Consider the following 14,529-nt stretch of genomic DNA (forward strand, 5'->3'; position numbering starts at 1 on the left):
GATAGAACAGGTTCTATGAGAAGGGAACAGGAGGGAGGGTACGGAGAGGGGGCGCGGTCAGCGGTCGAAGTCGAGCTCCACCTCCGGAGTGACGGGATGCGACTGGCACGCCAGCACATAGCCGGCGCCAGTCTCTTCGGGCTCCAGCGCGAAATTGCGGTCCATCCGTACCTCGCCCGAGACCAGGAATGCTCGGCAGGTCCCGCACACACCGCCCTTGCAGGCGTACGGCGCGTCGGAGCGGCTGCGCAGCACGGTCTCCAGCAGCGATTCGCCCTCCTGTACCGGCCATGTGCCGGAGCGGCCGTCCAGGGTCGCGGTGAGGCTGCTGTGAGCAGGCGTTTCGGCCCGGGTGCGGGCAGGTGCGTTCGGGCCGTCGTCCACATGGAAGATCTCCTGGTGGATACGGTTCCGGTCGACGCCCATGCCATGCAGCGCGCGTTCGGCGGCCTGTACCAGTCCGAAGGGCCCGCACAGATACCAGCCGTCCACCTCCGGCACGGGTAGCAGCGCGGGCAGCAGCTCGGTGAGCCGGTCCCCGTCCAGCCGGCCGGAGGGGAGACCTGCCTGCTGCTCCTCCCGGGAGAGCACCGTGACCAGCTGGAACCGGTCCGGATAGCGGTCCTTGAGGTCGGCGACCTCGTCCAGGAACATCGTCGAGACCGCCGTCCGGTCGCTGCGGATCAGACAGAAACTGGCGTCGGGCTCCCGCGCCAGCAGTGTCGCCGCGATCGACAGCACCGGGGTGATCCCGCTGCCCCCGACGATCGCCGCGAAATGTCCGGCGCGGGGCGTGAGCACGAAGCGGCCCATCGGGGGCATCGACTCGATCAGGTCACCGACGGCGAGTTCCTTCAGCGCGTACGTGGAGAACGCGCCGCCGTCGACGAGCCGAATGCCCACCCGTAGCGCCGGATCCGACGGTTCCTCGGTGGCCGGGGAGCAGATCGAGTACGAGCGGCGGATCTCCTCGCCGTCGACGCTGTAGCGCACATTGAGGTGCTGGCCGGGCTTGTGGCGGAAGGTCTCGCGCAGCTCGGGCGGCACGGCGAAGGTGACGGCCACCGAATCGTCCGTGAGCCGTTCGATCGCGCGGACCCGGAGCGGATGGAACATCTACAACTCCTTGAAGTGGTCGAACGGTTCGCGACACGTCACACAGCGGCGCAGTGCCTTGCACGCGGTGGAGGAGAACCGGCTCAGCAGCTCCGTATCGGTCGAGCCGCAGTGGGGGCAGCGGACCGAGAGCGTGAGCGGCACCGGGCCGCCTGCGGGGGCCGTCGCATTGTGCGGGCGCGGGGGCGCGATGCCGAACTCGGCCAGCTTGCGCCGCCCTTCCGCGCTGATGTCGTCCGTGGACCAGGCAGGCGAGAGCACGGTGACCACGGAGACCTCCGGTATGCCGTGGTCGTGCAACACCCGCTCGATGTCGGCGGACATGGCCTCGATCGCCGGGCAGCCGGTGTAGGTCGGGGTGAGGCGCACCGTGACCTTGCCGGGCGCCACCACGTCCACGCCCCGGAGCACCCCCAGCTCGTCCAGGGTCAGCACGGGCAGTTCGGGATCGGGTACGGAGCCTGCCAGTCGGTGCAGCTCCTCCTCCAGGAGCGTTTCGGTCACCATGACGCCCCCGGGTGGCTGCGATGCAGGTGCTGCATCTCGGCGATCATCCGGCCGAAGGGTTCGGTGTGGATGCCCTGGCGTCCCGCGCCCGCCGCCCATGCTCCGGACTGCGGGCCGGCCGGTACGGTCAGCGTGGCCTGCTGCAGCACTGCGGTGACGGACTCCAGCCAGCCGCTGTTCAACGACTGCCAGTCGATCTCCACGCCCTCGACGGGCTGGAACAGTTCGCCGGTGAACCGCCACAGGGCGTTGACCCCGCGCTGCATCCGCTCATGGCTCTCGGCCGTGCCGTCGCCGAGCCGCAGCGTCCAGTGCTCCGCGTGGTCCTGGTGGTAGGCGACTTCCTTGACCGCCTTCGCCGCCAGCCCGGCGAACGGACTCTCACCGGCCGCCAGCTGCTCGTAGAGCAGTCGCTGGTACGTGGAGAAGTAGATCTGGCGGGCGATGGTGTGGGCGAAGTCGCCGTTCGGCTGCTCGACCAGTTGGACGTTGCGGAAGGCACGCTCCTCGCGCAGATACGCCAGCTCGTCCTCGTCCCCGACAAGGGATAGCAGCACCCGGGCCTGTCCCAACAGGTCCAGGGCGATGTTGGCCAGGGCCACTTCCTCTTCCAGTACGGGGGCATGACCAGCCCACTCCCCCAGCCGGTGCGAGAGCACCAGCGCGTCGTCGCCCAGGGCGAGGGCCGCGGTCACAGGTGCTTCACCCCTTCCGGGATCTCGTAGAACGTCGGGTGCCGGTACGGCTTGTCACCGGCCGGCGCGAAGAAGGAGTCCTTCTCGTCGGGCGAGGAGGCCGTGACCTGTGCGGACGGGACCACCCAGATGGAGACGCCCTCGGAACGGCGTGTGTAAAGATCGCGCGCGTTGCGCAGGGCCATTTCCGCGTCCGGGGCGTGCAGGCTGCCCGCGTGGGTGTGGGACAGCCCGCGGCGCGAACGCACGAACACCTCCCACAGGGGCCATTCGGTCGAGCTGCTCATGCTGTTGCCTCCCCGATCCGTACTGTTGTGTGCTTCTCGGCGTACGCAACCGCCGCGTCCCGGACCCAGGAGCCCTCCTCGTGCGCCCGGCGACGCTGGGTGAGGCGCTGCTCGTTGCACGGGCCGTTGCCCTTGAGGACCTCCTGGAACTCCTGCCAGTCGATCGCCCCGAAGTCGTGCTGTCCACGCTCCTCGTTCCACCGGAGGTCCGGGTCCGGGAGGGCGAGCCCCAGCGCCTCGGCCTGTGGGACACAGATGTCCACGAAGCGCTGCCGCAGCTCGTCGTTGGAGTGCCGCTTGATCTTCCAGGTCATCGACTGCGCCGAGTGGGCCGATGCGTCATCCGGCGGGCCGAACATCATCAGGGACGGCCACCACCAGCGGTTCACCGCGTCCTGCGCCATCTCGTGCTGGGTCGGGGTGCCGCGGCTGAGGGTGAGCAGCAGCTCGTAACCCTGACGCTGGTGGAAGGACTCCTCCTTGCAGATACGGACCATCGCCCGGGCGTACGGGCCGTAGGAGCAGCGACAGAGCGGAACCTGGTTGGTGATCGCGGCGCCGTCCACGAGCCAGCCGATCGCACCGACGTCCGCCCAGGTCAGCGTCGGGTAATTGAAGATCGATGAATACCTCTGGCGGCCTGCGTGGAGCTTGTCGAGCAGCTCCTCGCGGCCAGTGCCGAGGGTCTCCGCGGCGCTGTACAAATAGAGCCCGTGTCCGGCCTCGTCCTGCACCTTGGCCATGAGGATCGCCTTGCGGCGCAGTGAGGGCGCTCGCGAGATCCAGTTGGCCTCCGGCTGCATTCCGATGATTTCGGAGTGGGCATGCTGGGCCATTTGCCTGACCAGTGAGGCACGGTACGCATCCGGCATCCAGTCACGTGGCTCGATGCGCTCGTCCGCCGCCACCGCAGCATCGAAGGCCGCCTCCAGGACCTCGTCCGCCCCTTCGGGCCTGCCTGCTCCTGCCTGCGCTGTCTGGTCCGCAGTCACTGCCGTCATCCCGGACTCCCTACCGACCGACCGATCGTTCGGTTCAATGTCTTCAATGGTGAGTCGGTGGCCCGTAGGGTGTCAACCCTGTGGATAACTCATCAGGGATCGACGGGGATCGGGGCGGGATGGATTCGTACGACGGCAGCGGTGCCGGGAGCGGGAACGGGAGCGCCGGGCCAGGGCCGGGGCAGCGCGAGGACGCGTCGTCCGGCGCCGGTCGGGGGGCGGGTCAAGGTCCCCGTGTCGGCATGGCTGCCCTGTCACTTCCGTACCAGATAGTTGCCGCGGTCACACTGTCGGTCATCGGGCTGGTCGCCTGCGCTCAGCTGGTCATGGTATTTCTGCACGTCGCACCCTCCAACACCTTGACCAAGCAGCACGGCGAAGCGGTCGACGACTGGATCTATCCCGAGTTCGAGCAGAACTGGAAGCTCTTCGCCCCGAACCCGCTTCAGCAGAACGTGGCCATTCATGTACGAGCCGAGATAGTCGGCGCCGACGGCCGTCGCACCACCCCTTGGATGAGCCTCTCCGATGAGGACAGCAAGGCGATACGCGGCAATCTGCTCCCCAGCCACGTCAATCAGAACGAGCTCCGTCGCGGCTGGGACTTCTATGTCGGTTCCCATGACAACGAGAACCGGGCGAACGGCCTGCGCGGTGAGCTCTCCGAGCGTCACATCCGCCGCATCGCGATGCTGCGCCTCGGCGAACACGACTACGGCGGCACCGTCGAGCGCATCCAGATCCGTTCCGAGGTGCGGTCCATCGCGGCGCCCGGATGGAGCGAGGAGAAGATCAGCACGGAGCCGTCCTACCGGGTGCTGCCGTGGTGGACCGTAACCCCCGCCGACCTCCCCGAGAACGCCAAGGGGGCGGACAAGTGAGTACGTTCACCTTCGACCGCAAGCTCGCCCGCGGCATCCAGCGCATCACTTCCTCGGCCCTGGGCCCGTACCAGAGCGCCGTCATCCGGATCGGTTTCTCCGTCACCTATCTGCTGTTCCTGCTGCGCGAACTGCCGCACCGCCACGAGATGTACGGACCCGACGCCCCGTGGCGCTGGGACATGGCGCAGCAGCTCATATCGGGCAATCAGGCCTTCACCGCGCTCATGTGGTCGGACAGTACGGTCTGGTTCGAGATCGTGTACGCGGTTGCTCTGCTCTCCGCCGCGCTGCTGATGGTCGGCTGGCACACCCGCGCCATGTCGGTTCTCTTCATGGCCGGTGTGCTCTCCCTGCAGAACCGCAGCATTTTCATGGGCGACGGCGGCGACAACGTCATCCATCTGATGGCGATCTACCTCGTGCTGACGCGCTGCGGGCAGGTCTGGTCGTTGGATGCACGGCGTGCGGCGCGTGTGGGCCGTGTGGCGGATGCGGATGTGGAAGACGATGGTCTGCGGCGTTCGGTGCGGGGGGATGCGGCCGGTCCGGTTCTCTGGGTGGTACTCGGCCTGGTTCTGACCGTGGCCACCGTGACAGATGGCCTCGGCGGCACCTGGTGGCTGCCGGTTCTCTTCTGGGTCCTCTGGGCCGGCCAGGGCGCATGGTGGGCCGTGAATCGCTACGCGCCGCACAGCGAAGCACGCACCCTGCTGGATGTAGTCGCCAATCTCGCCCACAACGCGACCCTCGTCGTGATCATGGCCGAGGTCTGTCTGATCTACGCGACAGCAGGGTGGTACAAGATCCAGGGTTCGCGGTGGCAGGACGGCACGGCGCTGTACTACCCGCTCAAGCTCGACTCCTTCACGCCCTGGCCCGGGCTGTCGGACATCCTCGCGTCCAGCGGCGTCATGGTGATGCTGCTGACGTACGGCACGGTCATTGTCCAGGTTGCCTTTCCCTTCGCCCTGTTCAACCGGCGGGTCAAGAACGTCCTGCTCGTCGTCATGATGTGTGAGCACGCCGGCATCGCCCTGCTGCTCGGGCTGCCGTTCTTCTCGATGGCGATGATCGCCGCCGACTCCGTCTTCCTGCCGACCGTCTTCCTGGTGTGGCTCGGCGGCCGGGTGACCCTTGGGCGGGAGCTGCTGTTCTCGCGCAGGGGTAAGGTGCCGGGGCAGCGGCGTGCCGTCGATGACGAGGAGGCCCCGCAGCACAGCGGCGACGGGGGCCATACGCTCGTCGGGTGAGTAGTGAGAGCGGCAGCAGTAGCAGCACCGGCAGTACCGGCGGGGATTCGTTGACCGAAGAGTCCGGAGGGCTCGGACGCGAACTGTCCGTCGGATCCGTACCGGCGACGGAACCCATGCAGTACGACGACGGATTCGGGACGGAGATCGGCGTCGGGCCGCATCCGCTGCCCTGGCCCGTGGACGAACGGTACGACCCCGAGCTGCTTGCCCACGGCGACCGGCGCAATGTGGGCGACGCCTACCGGTACTGGACACGGGAGGCGATCGTCGCCGATCTGGATCTGCGGCGGCATGATTTCCATGTGGCGGTCGAGAACTGGGGCCACGACTTCAATATCGGCTCCGTGGTGCGCACCGCGAACGCCTTCCTCGCCAAGGAGATCCACATCGTGGGGCGGCGGCGCTGGAATCGGCGCGGTGCGATGGTCACCGACCGGTACCAGCATGTGCGGCACCACCCCGACACGGAATCGCTGACCGAGTGGGCGGCGGCGGAGGGGCTGCCGATCATCGGGATCGACAATCTGCCGGGGGCGGTGCCGCTGGAGCGGACCGAGCTGCCGCGGCGGTGTGTGCTGCTCTTCGGGCAGGAAGGGCCCGGGCTGACCGAGGAGGCCCGAAAGCACGCGGCGATGGTGTGTTCCATTGCGCAGTTCGGGTCGACGCGGTCGATCAATGCGGGGGCTGCGGCTGCGATTGCCATGCATGCGTGGGTGCAGCGGTATGCGGAGATTTCGGGGGCGGGGCGGGAGTAGGGGCCCGGGGAGGCGGGCCCGGGCCCCCAGGGAGGCGGGCCCGGGCCCCGGGGAGGGCTGGGGTTCTGCGGTAGGTGGGGCAGCGCGTGGGGGCGTGCAGCGGGTGGACACCTGCGGCGGTTTTCCCTACCCGCCCCTTCCCGTAACCGGGGGCTCCGCCCCTCCCGGACCCCGCTCCTCAAGCATCGGAGAGGCTGATCGGGGAGCCCGGAAGATGATTGGGCGGAGGAGCGGAGGATTACGCCTGGCGGCGGACTTCCACCATGCGGAAGCGGCTTGCTACGAAGGCTCCGTCGCACAGGGCCGCGTTGGCTGCCGGGTTGCCGCCCGAACCGTGGAAGTCGGAGAACGCCGCGGTCTGGTTGACGTACACCCCGCCGGTCAGGTTCAGCGAGAGCTGGGCCGACTCTTCCAGGCAGACGTCCTCCACCGCGCGCTCCACCTCCGGTGAGGTGGTGTACGCGCCTACCGTCATCGCGCCCTTGTCACGGATCGTGCGGCGGAGCAGTTCCACGGCGTCGTCCGTCGAGTCGACCGCTACTGCGAAGGAGACCGGTCCGAAGCACTCCGACAGGTAGTGCTCCTCGTCGTCGGGCTTGGTGCCGTCCAGTTTGACGACGACGGGGGTGCGGACCACGGCGCCGGGGAATTCCGGGTTGGTCACCTCGCGGGAGGGCAGGGCGACTTCGCCCAGTTCCGCGGCTGCCTCCAGGCGGGCCTTCACAGCGGGGTTGACCAGGGCGCCGAGCAGTGCGTTCGCCCGGGCGTCGTCGCCCAGCAGCCCGTTGACCGCGGCGGCGATGTCGTCGACGACTTCGTCGTACGTCTTTTCGCCGGCATCGGTCGTGACGCCGTCCCGGGGGATCAGCAGGTTCTGCGGGGTGGTGCACATCTGGCCGCTGTACAGCGAGAGGGAGAACGCCAGGTTGGCGAGCATGCCCTGGTAGTTGTCGGTGGAGTCGAGGACGATCGTGTTGACTCCGGCCTTCTCCGTGTAGACCTGGGCCTGGCGGGCGTTGGTCTCCAGCCAGTCGCCGAAGGCGGTGGATCCGGTGTAGTCGATGATCTTGATCTCGGGGCGGACCGCGAGGGTCTTCGCGATGCCTTCGCCCGGCCGTTCGGCCGCCAGAGCTACCAGGTTGGGATCGAAGCCCGCCTCGACGAGCACCTCGCGGGCCAGCTGCACCGTGAGCGCGAGCGGAAGCACGGCGCGCGGGTGCGGCTTGACCAGGACGGGGTTGCCGGTGGCCAGGGAGGCGAAGAGGCCCGGATAGCCGTTCCATGTGGGGAACGTGTTGCAGCCGATCAGGAGCGAGATGCCGCGGGGTGCCGCAGTGAACGACTTGTGCAGTTGGAGCGGGTCGCGCTTGCCCTGCGGCTTGGACCAGCCGGCGCTCTGCGGGGTGCGGATCTGCTCCTCGTACGCGTACGCCACCGCCTCCAGGCCGCGGTCCTGAGCGTGCGGGCCGCCCGCCTGGAACGCCATCATGAAGGCCTGGCCGCTGGTGTGCATCACGGCGTGGCCGAACTCATGGGTCCTGGCACTGATCCGCGCCAGGATTTCCAGACAGAGCAGGGCCCTGGTCTCGGGGCCCGCCGCACGCCAGGCGGCCATTCCCGTACGCATCGCCGGCAGCAGGACGTCCAGGTCGGCGTGCGGATATTCGACGCCGAGCTCCGGTCCGTACGGAGAAGTCTCTCCGCCTGTCCAGCCGTCGGTGCCCGGCTGGCCGAGGTCGAGCCGGGTGTGCAGCACGGCGTCGAAGGCCGCCTTGCCCTCGGCGGCGCTCAGGCTGCCGGGGGCGCCGCCCTCGCCGTATGCCTTCGGATGCTCGGGATGCGGGGACCAGTAGGCGCGCGTACGGATCGCGTCGAGGGCCTGGTCGAGCGTGGGGCGGTGCTTCTCGGACAGCAGGTGCGGGGAGAGCTCGGCGGCCATGACGGACCAACTCCTCATCGAGCTGGGCAGGGACGGGCGGACAGAGTTAGAGTAACCGAACGATCGGTCGGGACAAGGGGGCCCGCCAAACCTGTGGACAACTCGTAGGGGAGGATCGCGGACATGACCACGGCCAAGCGGGACACGTACACCCCGGAGACTCTGCTCACCGTCGCCGTCCGTGTCTTCAACGAGCGCGGCTACGACGGCACGTCCATGGAGCATCTCTCCAAGGCGGCGGGCATCTCCAAGTCGTCCATCTATCACCATGTCGCGGGCAAGGAGGAACTGCTCCGCCGTGCGGTCAGCCGGGCGCTGGACGGGCTCTTCGGAATCCTCGACGAGCCGGGAGCGACGCAGGGGCGTGCGATCGAGCGGGTCGAGTACGTCACCCGCCGTACCGTCGATGTGCTGATAGCCGAACTGCCCTACGTCACGCTGCTGCTGCGCGTACGGGGCAATACGAAGACCGAGCGCTGGGCCATGGAGCGGCGGCGCGAGTTCGACCATCGGGTGACCGATCTGCTCAGGGCGGCGGTCGCGGACGGCGATCTCCGCTCCGACGTGGACATACGGCTGGTGACACGGCTGCTCTTCGGGATGGTCAACTCCCTGGTGGAGTGGTATCGGCCGCAACCGGACGGCGGCGTCGACGGGGAGCGGCTGGCGGACACGCTCGTCCGGGTGGCCTTCGAGGGGATGCGGTCCAGCCACTGAGCCGTTGACGGCCGGACAGGCCCAGACCACCATCCTTCGGCATGGCCGCTGTCTTGCGTGCTCCTGTTCTGCGTGTTCCCGGGATCCTGTCCGCTGCCGTGCTGCTTGCGGCCGTGTCGCTGACCGGATGCGGTGGAGGCGACGGTGACGGAGGGGCCGGCGCGGACGGGCGCGGCGCCCGGAGTGCGACCGAGGCCGCGGCGCCGGACGATTTCGGCTGTCTGACGTCGGAGGAGGCGAAGGCTGCTTCCCTCACCTTCAAGTCCGCGGACGGAACCGAGACTGGCGCCTATGCACCGGGCGGTGCGAGCGGCGGCGGGACCGGCGCGGGGTTCGTGCTCGCGCACCAGTCCGACGGCACCGCCTGCCAGTGGAAGGACAAGGCCGACGAACTGCACCGGGTCGGCTATCGGGTGCTCGCGGTCAATTCGGCGGGCCAGGAGGTCTCCGAGATCGTCGGGGCGGCCGGGTACCTGCGCGACAAGGGCGCGAAGAAGCTGCTGCTGATGGGGGCGTCCAAGGGAGGTACCGCTGTGCTCACCGCTGCGCCTGCCATACGGCCGCAGCCGGACGCGGTGATCGCGCTCTCCGCGCCGACGGTGTACTCCGCAATGAACGCTCTGGACGCCGTCCCGAGGCTGACCGCGCCGGTGCTCTACATGGCCGCCGAGTACGACGAGTCCTTCGGGGAGGATGCGAAGGCGCTGAACAAGGCCAGCACCAAGGCGTCGGAGCACAAGCTGATCTACGTCAGGGGTGCGGGCGAGCACGGGGTGGCGCTGCTCGACAGCGTGAAGAACTGGGCCACGGTCCAGGCATTCCTCAAGAAGTACGGTTCCTGAAGAAGTTCCGGTCCCGATTCGGATTGCTGGTTTCTGTTCGCCGGTTCCCGTCAGGTCAGCTCGGTGGGTCTGGCCGGGCCCGGGGTCAGGTCCGTCTCCTCGAACACCAGAAGTGTGCGGGTGGAGAGCACCTCCGGGATGGCCTGGATCCTGGTCAGGACCAGCTCGCGCAGCGACCGGTTGTCCGGGGTGTGCACCAGCAACAGGACATCGAAGTCGCCGCTGACCAGTGCGATGTGCGTGGCCCCCGGCAGCGCCTGGAGCTGCTCGCGCACGGTGCGCCATGAATTCTGGACGATCTTGAGAGTGATGTACGCGGAGGCGCCCTGCCCCGCCCGCTCATGGTTCACACGCGCGCTGAAACCGCGGATCACGCCGTCGTCGATGAGCCTATTGATCCGGGCATAGGCGTTGGCCCGGGACACATGGACGCGATCGGCCACCGACCGTATCGAGGCACGTCCGTCCGTCTGGAGCAGTCGCAGGATGTAGCGGTCGATGGCGTCGAGCGGGCGCGCGGGCGGAACCTGGCCGGGGTCCTCGCCCCCGTCGGCCATTTGTTCAGCTGACATGTGCCCCCGCCTCCCTGTCCTGGACGACCTGCCCCTATCCCAGGCTGTGGAGAACCGTTTGTCCACAGGCTGAAGGTGCCTGTAGCCAAAATGCGCTCGCGACCGAACAATCGGTAGGTGAGGCGCACCACATCCGTGCCTCGGACAGCGTTCGACATTTCGATGTATTTCGACACCCCTCGAATCGGACGATCCCCCGATGTCGCCAGACGCCGCTCGAAAACCCCTCGATGCCAGGAGGTGCTTGTCATGACGGTCCAAGAGCTGCCCGGCGCGGCCGCTTACCGGCCCACGCCGCCCCCGGCCTGGAAGCCGCTCACCGATCCCGCGCCGCTGCTCCCGGACCCCGAGCCGTACCGCGTGCTCGGTACGGACGCCGTGGCCGATGCCGACCCCGAACTGCTGCTGCGGCTCTACACGGAGCTGGTGCGCGGACGGCGATACAACGCGCAGGCCACCGCTCTCACCAAGCAGGGCCGGCTCGCCGTCTACCCGTCGAGCACGGGGCAGGAGGCCTGCGAGATAGCGGCCGCGCTGGTGCTGGAGGAGCGGGACTGGCTCTTTCCCAGCTATCGCGACACGCTGGCGGCCGTGGCGCGCGGCCTGGACCCGGTCGAGGCACTGACGCTGCTGCGCGGCGACCGGCACACCGGTTACGACCCGCGCGAGCACCGCATCGCCCCGCTCTGCACGCCCCTCGCCACCCAGCTGCCGCACGCGGTGGGCCTGGCACACGCGGCGCGCCTCAAGGGCGACGACGTGGTGGCGCTGGCCATGGTCGGGGACGGCGGGACCAGCGAGGGTGATTTCCACGAGGCGCTGAATTTCGCGGCCGTCTGGCGGGCCCCGGTGGTCTTCCTCGTACAGAACAACGGCTTCGCGATCTCCGTACCGCTGGCCAAGCAGACCGCGGCCCCGTCCCTGGCGCACAAGGCCGTGGGATACGGGATGCCGGGCCGGCTGGTGGACGGCAATGACGCGGCGGCCGTGCACCAAGTCCTCGGTGAGGCGGTCGCGCGGGCCCGGAGTGGTGGCGGTCCTACGCTCGTCGAGGCGGTGACGTACCGCATGGATGCCCATACGAACGCAGACGACGCCACGCGCTACCGCGTCGACAGCGAAGTGGAGGCGTGGCGTGCACACGATCCCATCCAGCTCCTGGAACGGGAGCTGACCGGACGGGGGTTGCTCGGCGACGACGGGATCGAGGAGGCGCGCGCGGCCGCGGAGCGGATGGCTGCCGCTCTGCGCGAGCGGATGAACGCCGATCCGGTGCTCGACCCGATGGATCTCTTCGCCCATGTCTACGCGGAGCAGACCACGCAGCTACGGGAACAGGCCGCCCGGTTGCGTGTCGAGCTGGAGGCCGAGCAGGACCGGCACGGCCACGACGACCTGGAGGAAGGGCGATGACCACCGCAGCGGCGCCGGCCGGAGAGCGGACGGCGAAGGCCAAACCCGCCACCATGGCGCAGGCGCTCGGGCGAGCGCTGCGCGACTCGATGGCCGAGGACCCGACGGTGCATGTTCTCGGCGAGGACGTCGGCACGCTCGGTGGGGTCTTCCGGATCACCGACGGTTTGGCGAAGGAGTTCGGCGAGGACCGTTGCACGGACACCCCGCTGGCCGAGGCGGGCATCCTCGGCACGGCCGTCGGCATGGCTATGTACGGGCTGCGGCCCGTGGTGGAAATGCAGTTCGACGCCTTTGCCTATCCGGCGTTCGAGCAGCTCATCAGCCATGTCGCAAAGATGCGGAACCGGACGGCCGGTGCCATGCCGTTGCCGATCACGGTCCGGGTGCCGTACGGCGGCGGGATCGGCGGGGTCGAGCATCACAGCGACTCCTCGGAGGCGTACTACATGGCGACGCCCGGCCTCCATGTCGTCACGCCCGCCACGGTCGAGGACGCGTACGGGCTGCTGAGGGCCTCGATCGCCTCCGACGATCCTGTGGTCTTCCTGGAGCCGAAGCGGCTCTACTGGTCGAAGGCGGACTGGTCGCCCGAGGCGCCGGTGGCCGTGGAACCGATCGGACGGGCTGTCGTCCGCCAGCCCGGGCGCAGCGCGACGCTGATCACGTATGGGCCGTCGCTGCCGGTCTGTATGGAGGCTGCGGAAGCGGCCGTCGAAGAGGGCTGGGATCTCGAAGTCGTCGACCTGCGCTCATTGGTGCCGTTCGACGACGAGACCGTTGCTGCTTCCGTGCGGCGTACGGGGCGCGCCGTCGTCGTCCATGAGTCCTCCGGTTTCGGCGGTCCGGGCGGCGAGATCGCGGCCCGGGTCACCGAGCGCTGTTTCCACCATCTGGAGGCGCCGGTGCTGCGGGTCACCGGGTTCGACATTCCGTATCCGCCGCCGATGCAGGAGCGGCACCATCTGCCGGGTGTGGACCGGGTGCTCGACGCGGTCGCCCGCCTGCAGTGGGAGGCGGAGAGCTGATGCCCCAGGTATTCGAATTCAAGCTGCCGGACCTCGGCGAGGGGCTCACCGAGGCGGAGATCGTGCGCTGGCTGGTGGAGGTCGGCGATGTCGTCGCCATCGACCAGCCGGTGGTCGAGGTCGAGACGGCCAAGGCGATGGTGGAGGTGCCATGCCCTTACGGGGGCGTGGTGACCGCGCGGTTCGGCGAGGAGGGAACGGAACTTCCCGTCGGGGCACCGCTGTTGACAGTGGCGGTGGGGTCCGAGGGAGCCTTGGGGGCAGTGGGGCCGGCGGACTCTGGGTCGGGCTCGGACGCGGGGGCTGGAGCGGTGGTATCGGCTGTGGGGTCGGGGGCCGGTTCAGACGGGGCGGGTTCCGGGTCCGGTTCTGGGGCCGGTGAGGCGGAGGCGTCCGGCAATGTGCTGGTCGGGTACGGGACGGGCGCACCGGTGGCGCGCCGTCGACGGGTCCGTCCCGAGGCGATGGCGGCGCCTGTTGCCGCACATGTGACGGCTGCGGCTGCTCCGGACGCGGTGCAGGGGCCGGTGGCCGTCGTCTCCCCGCTGGTGCGGAAGCTGGCGCGGCAGCATGATCTTGATCTGCGGCAGCTGGCGGGTTCCGGGCCCGACGGGCTGATCCTGCGGGCCGATGTCGAATCCGCCATCAGGGCACTCACAGACGGGGCGGCCGCTCCCACGCCGGCCTCGGCCGCGGTCTCGGTGCCGGAGTCGCTGCCTCCGGTACGGCCGTCGGTGGCGCGGCCGGCTGCGAGTCCGGCCGTGGAGCGGATTCCGTTGCGCGGTGTACGCGGCGCGGTCGCCGACAAGTTGGCGCGCAGCCGACGGGAGATCCCCGATGCCACGTGCTGGGTCGACGCCGACGCCACCGAGCTGATGAAGGCCAGATCCGCGATGAACAGTGCCGGTGGCCCGGCCGCCGGGCCCAAGATGTCGGTGCTCGCCCTGCTGGCGCGTATCTGCACCGCTGCGCTGGCCCGGTTCCCCGAGCTCAACTCCACGGTGGACCTGGAGGCACGGGAGATCGTGCGGCTTCCGGAGGTCCATCTCGGGTTCGCCGCCCAGACCGAGCGGGGCCTGGTTGTCCCCGTCGTACGGGACGCGCAGGCCCGGAACGCGGAGTCGATCGGGGCCGAGATCGCCCGGCTGACCGAGGCGGCCCGGACCGGGAGGCTGACCCCGGCGGAGCTGACCGGCGGCACGTTCACGCTGAACAACTACGGGGTGTTCGGAGTCGACGGTTCGACCCCGATCATCAACCACCCGGAGGCGGCGATGCTGGGTGTCGGCCGGATCGTGCCCAAGCCGTGGGTGCACGAGGGCGAGCTGGCCGTACGCCAGGTCGTCCAGCTCTCGCTGACCTTCGACCACCGGGTCTGCGACGGCGGTACGGCGGGTGGCTTCCTGCGCTACGTGGCCGACTGTGTGGAGCAACCAGCGGTGCTGCTGCGCACGTTGTAGGCGCAAAAGGGCGCGGGCTCCCGTTTCCTCCCCTCACTGATCCACTGGATTGCGGACGGG

Annotated in this window: 15 protein-coding genes; 8 read left to right on the plus strand and 7 right to left on the minus strand. The window is 69.0% G+C overall.

The genetic code is table 11. The features are described from left to right. Positions 1–57 precede the first annotated feature (57 nt). Genes OG953_RS22020 through paaA form a run of 5 tightly spaced genes read right to left on the minus strand, consistent with a single transcriptional unit; the run spans position 58 to position 3,606 of the window. Positions 58–1,116 carry a 2Fe-2S iron-sulfur cluster-binding protein gene (locus tag OG953_RS22020; protein WP_405686317.1) on the minus strand — a complete coding sequence of 353 codons (1,059 nt, stop codon included), beginning with the start codon at positions 1,114–1,116 and terminating at the stop codon, positions 58–60. Beyond that, complete coding sequence (gene paaD / locus OG953_RS22025) at positions 1,117–1,623, minus strand: 1,2-phenylacetyl-CoA epoxidase subunit PaaD (protein WP_383967089.1); 507 nt, start codon at positions 1,621–1,623, stop codon at positions 1,117–1,119. Beyond that, positions 1,617–2,318: a 1,2-phenylacetyl-CoA epoxidase subunit PaaC gene (paaC, locus tag OG953_RS22030; RefSeq protein ID WP_405686319.1), complete on the minus strand. Its 702-nt coding sequence runs from the start codon at positions 2,316–2,318 to the stop codon at positions 1,617–1,619. Before paaC ends, paaD begins: the two co-directional genes overlap by 7 nt. Next, positions 2,315–2,605 carry a 1,2-phenylacetyl-CoA epoxidase subunit PaaB gene (gene paaB, locus OG953_RS22035; protein ID WP_405686321.1) on the minus strand — a complete coding sequence of 97 codons (291 nt, stop codon included), beginning with the start codon at positions 2,603–2,605 and terminating at the stop codon, positions 2,315–2,317. Before paaB ends, paaC begins: the two co-directional genes overlap by 4 nt. Continuing rightward, positions 2,602–3,606: a 1,2-phenylacetyl-CoA epoxidase subunit PaaA gene (gene paaA, locus OG953_RS22040; protein WP_405686322.1), complete on the minus strand. Its 1,005-nt coding sequence runs from the start codon at positions 3,604–3,606 to the stop codon at positions 2,602–2,604. The genes paaB and paaA overlap by 4 nt, the downstream gene beginning before the upstream one ends. Positions 3,607–3,725: 119 nt before the next feature. Here paaA and OG953_RS22045 point away from each other — a divergent pair, with 119 nt between their 5' ends. From OG953_RS22045 to OG953_RS22055, 3 genes are all read left to right on the plus strand, one after another. Further along, complete coding sequence (locus OG953_RS22045; protein ID WP_405686324.1) at positions 3,726–4,487, plus strand: DUF5819 family protein; 762 nt, start codon at positions 3,726–3,728, stop codon at positions 4,485–4,487. Further along, on the plus strand, positions 4,484–5,740 hold the full coding sequence (locus OG953_RS22050) for an HTTM domain-containing protein (RefSeq protein ID WP_405686326.1): 1,257 nt from the start codon (positions 4,484–4,486) through the stop codon (positions 5,738–5,740). The genes OG953_RS22045 and OG953_RS22050 overlap by 4 nt, the downstream gene beginning before the upstream one ends. Positions 5,741–5,856: 116 nt before the next feature. Then, positions 5,857–6,498 carry a TrmH family RNA methyltransferase gene (locus OG953_RS22055; protein ID WP_405691979.1) on the plus strand — a complete coding sequence of 214 codons (642 nt, stop codon included), beginning with the start codon at positions 5,857–5,859 and terminating at the stop codon, positions 6,496–6,498. A 238-nt stretch (positions 6,499–6,736) separates the two neighbouring features. On the opposite strand, the gene paaN is transcribed toward OG953_RS22055, so the two are convergent. Further along, entirely contained in the window at positions 6,737–8,437 is a 1,701-nt protein-coding gene (paaN, locus tag OG953_RS22060; protein ID WP_405686327.1) for a phenylacetic acid degradation protein PaaN, read from the minus strand. A gap of 123 nt (positions 8,438–8,560) precedes the next feature. Between paaN and OG953_RS22065 the strand changes: the two genes are divergently transcribed. Both OG953_RS22065 and OG953_RS22070 read left to right on the plus strand, forming a co-directional pair. Beyond that, on the plus strand, positions 8,561–9,154 hold the full coding sequence (locus OG953_RS22065; RefSeq protein WP_405686328.1) for a TetR/AcrR family transcriptional regulator: 594 nt from the start codon (positions 8,561–8,563) through the stop codon (positions 9,152–9,154). Positions 9,155–9,195: 41 nt separating this feature from the next. Next, complete coding sequence (locus OG953_RS22070) at positions 9,196–9,996, plus strand: alpha/beta hydrolase family protein (RefSeq protein WP_405686330.1); 801 nt, start codon at positions 9,196–9,198, stop codon at positions 9,994–9,996. Positions 9,997–10,046: 50 nt separating this feature from the next. Here the strand turns inward: OG953_RS22070 and OG953_RS22075 are convergent, their stop codons facing one another. Then, positions 10,047–10,553 carry an Lrp/AsnC family transcriptional regulator gene (locus tag OG953_RS22075; RefSeq protein ID WP_405691981.1) on the minus strand — a complete coding sequence of 169 codons (507 nt, stop codon included), beginning with the start codon at positions 10,551–10,553 and terminating at the stop codon, positions 10,047–10,049. Positions 10,554–10,817: 264 nt separating this feature from the next. Between OG953_RS22075 and pdhA the strand changes: the two genes are divergently transcribed. Genes pdhA through OG953_RS22090 form a run of 3 tightly spaced genes read left to right on the plus strand, consistent with a single transcriptional unit; the run spans position 10,818 to position 14,469 of the window. Further along, positions 10,818–11,981, plus strand: a complete 1,164-nt coding sequence (gene pdhA, locus OG953_RS22080) for a pyruvate dehydrogenase (acetyl-transferring) E1 component subunit alpha (protein ID WP_405686331.1) — start codon at positions 10,818–10,820, stop codon at positions 11,979–11,981. After that, positions 11,978–13,009, plus strand: a complete 1,032-nt coding sequence (locus OG953_RS22085; protein ID WP_405686332.1) for an alpha-ketoacid dehydrogenase subunit beta — start codon at positions 11,978–11,980, stop codon at positions 13,007–13,009. The genes pdhA and OG953_RS22085 overlap by 4 nt, the downstream gene beginning before the upstream one ends. Continuing rightward, positions 13,009–14,469: a dihydrolipoamide acetyltransferase family protein gene (locus OG953_RS22090; protein ID WP_405686334.1), complete on the plus strand. Its 1,461-nt coding sequence runs from the start codon at positions 13,009–13,011 to the stop codon at positions 14,467–14,469. Before OG953_RS22085 ends, OG953_RS22090 begins: the two co-directional genes overlap by 1 nt. Positions 14,470–14,529 lie beyond the last annotated feature (60 nt).

Source organism: Streptomyces sp. NBC_00057 (assembly GCF_045041165.1).
GTDB lineage: Bacteria > Actinomycetota > Actinomycetes > Streptomycetales > Streptomycetaceae > Streptomyces.

What these genes read in the sequence shown, in the direction of transcription:
- OG953_RS22020 (WP_405686317.1), bottom strand. Translation starts at nt 1,116, where the DNA reads ATGTTCCATCCGCTCCGGGTCCGCGCGATCGAACGGCTCACGGACGAT.
- paaD (WP_383967089.1), bottom strand. Translation starts at nt 1,623, where the DNA reads ATGGTGACCGAAACGCTCCTGGAGGAGGAGCTGCACCGACTGGCAGGC.
- paaB (WP_405686321.1), bottom strand. Translation starts at nt 2,605, where the DNA reads ATGAGCAGCTCGACCGAATGGCCCCTGTGGGAGGTGTTCGTGCGTTCG.
- paaA (WP_405686322.1), bottom strand. Translation starts at nt 3,606, where the DNA reads ATGACGGCAGTGACTGCGGACCAGACAGCGCAGGCAGGAGCAGGCAGG.
- OG953_RS22045 (WP_405686324.1), top strand. Translation starts at nt 3,726, where the DNA reads ATGGATTCGTACGACGGCAGCGGTGCCGGGAGCGGGAACGGGAGCGCC.
- OG953_RS22055 (WP_405691979.1), top strand. Translation starts at nt 5,857, where the DNA reads ATGCAGTACGACGACGGATTCGGGACGGAGATCGGCGTCGGGCCGCAT.
- paaN (WP_405686327.1), bottom strand. Translation starts at nt 8,437, where the DNA reads ATGGCCGCCGAGCTCTCCCCGCACCTGCTGTCCGAGAAGCACCGCCCC.
- OG953_RS22065 (WP_405686328.1), top strand. Translation starts at nt 8,561, where the DNA reads ATGACCACGGCCAAGCGGGACACGTACACCCCGGAGACTCTGCTCACC.
- OG953_RS22070 (WP_405686330.1), top strand. Translation starts at nt 9,196, where the DNA reads ATGGCCGCTGTCTTGCGTGCTCCTGTTCTGCGTGTTCCCGGGATCCTG.
- OG953_RS22075 (WP_405691981.1), bottom strand. Translation starts at nt 10,553, where the DNA reads ATGGCCGACGGGGGCGAGGACCCCGGCCAGGTTCCGCCCGCGCGCCCG.
- pdhA (WP_405686331.1), top strand. Translation starts at nt 10,818, where the DNA reads ATGACGGTCCAAGAGCTGCCCGGCGCGGCCGCTTACCGGCCCACGCCG.
- OG953_RS22085 (WP_405686332.1), top strand. Translation starts at nt 11,978, where the DNA reads ATGACCACCGCAGCGGCGCCGGCCGGAGAGCGGACGGCGAAGGCCAAA.
- OG953_RS22090 (WP_405686334.1), top strand. Translation starts at nt 13,009, where the DNA reads ATGCCCCAGGTATTCGAATTCAAGCTGCCGGACCTCGGCGAGGGGCTC.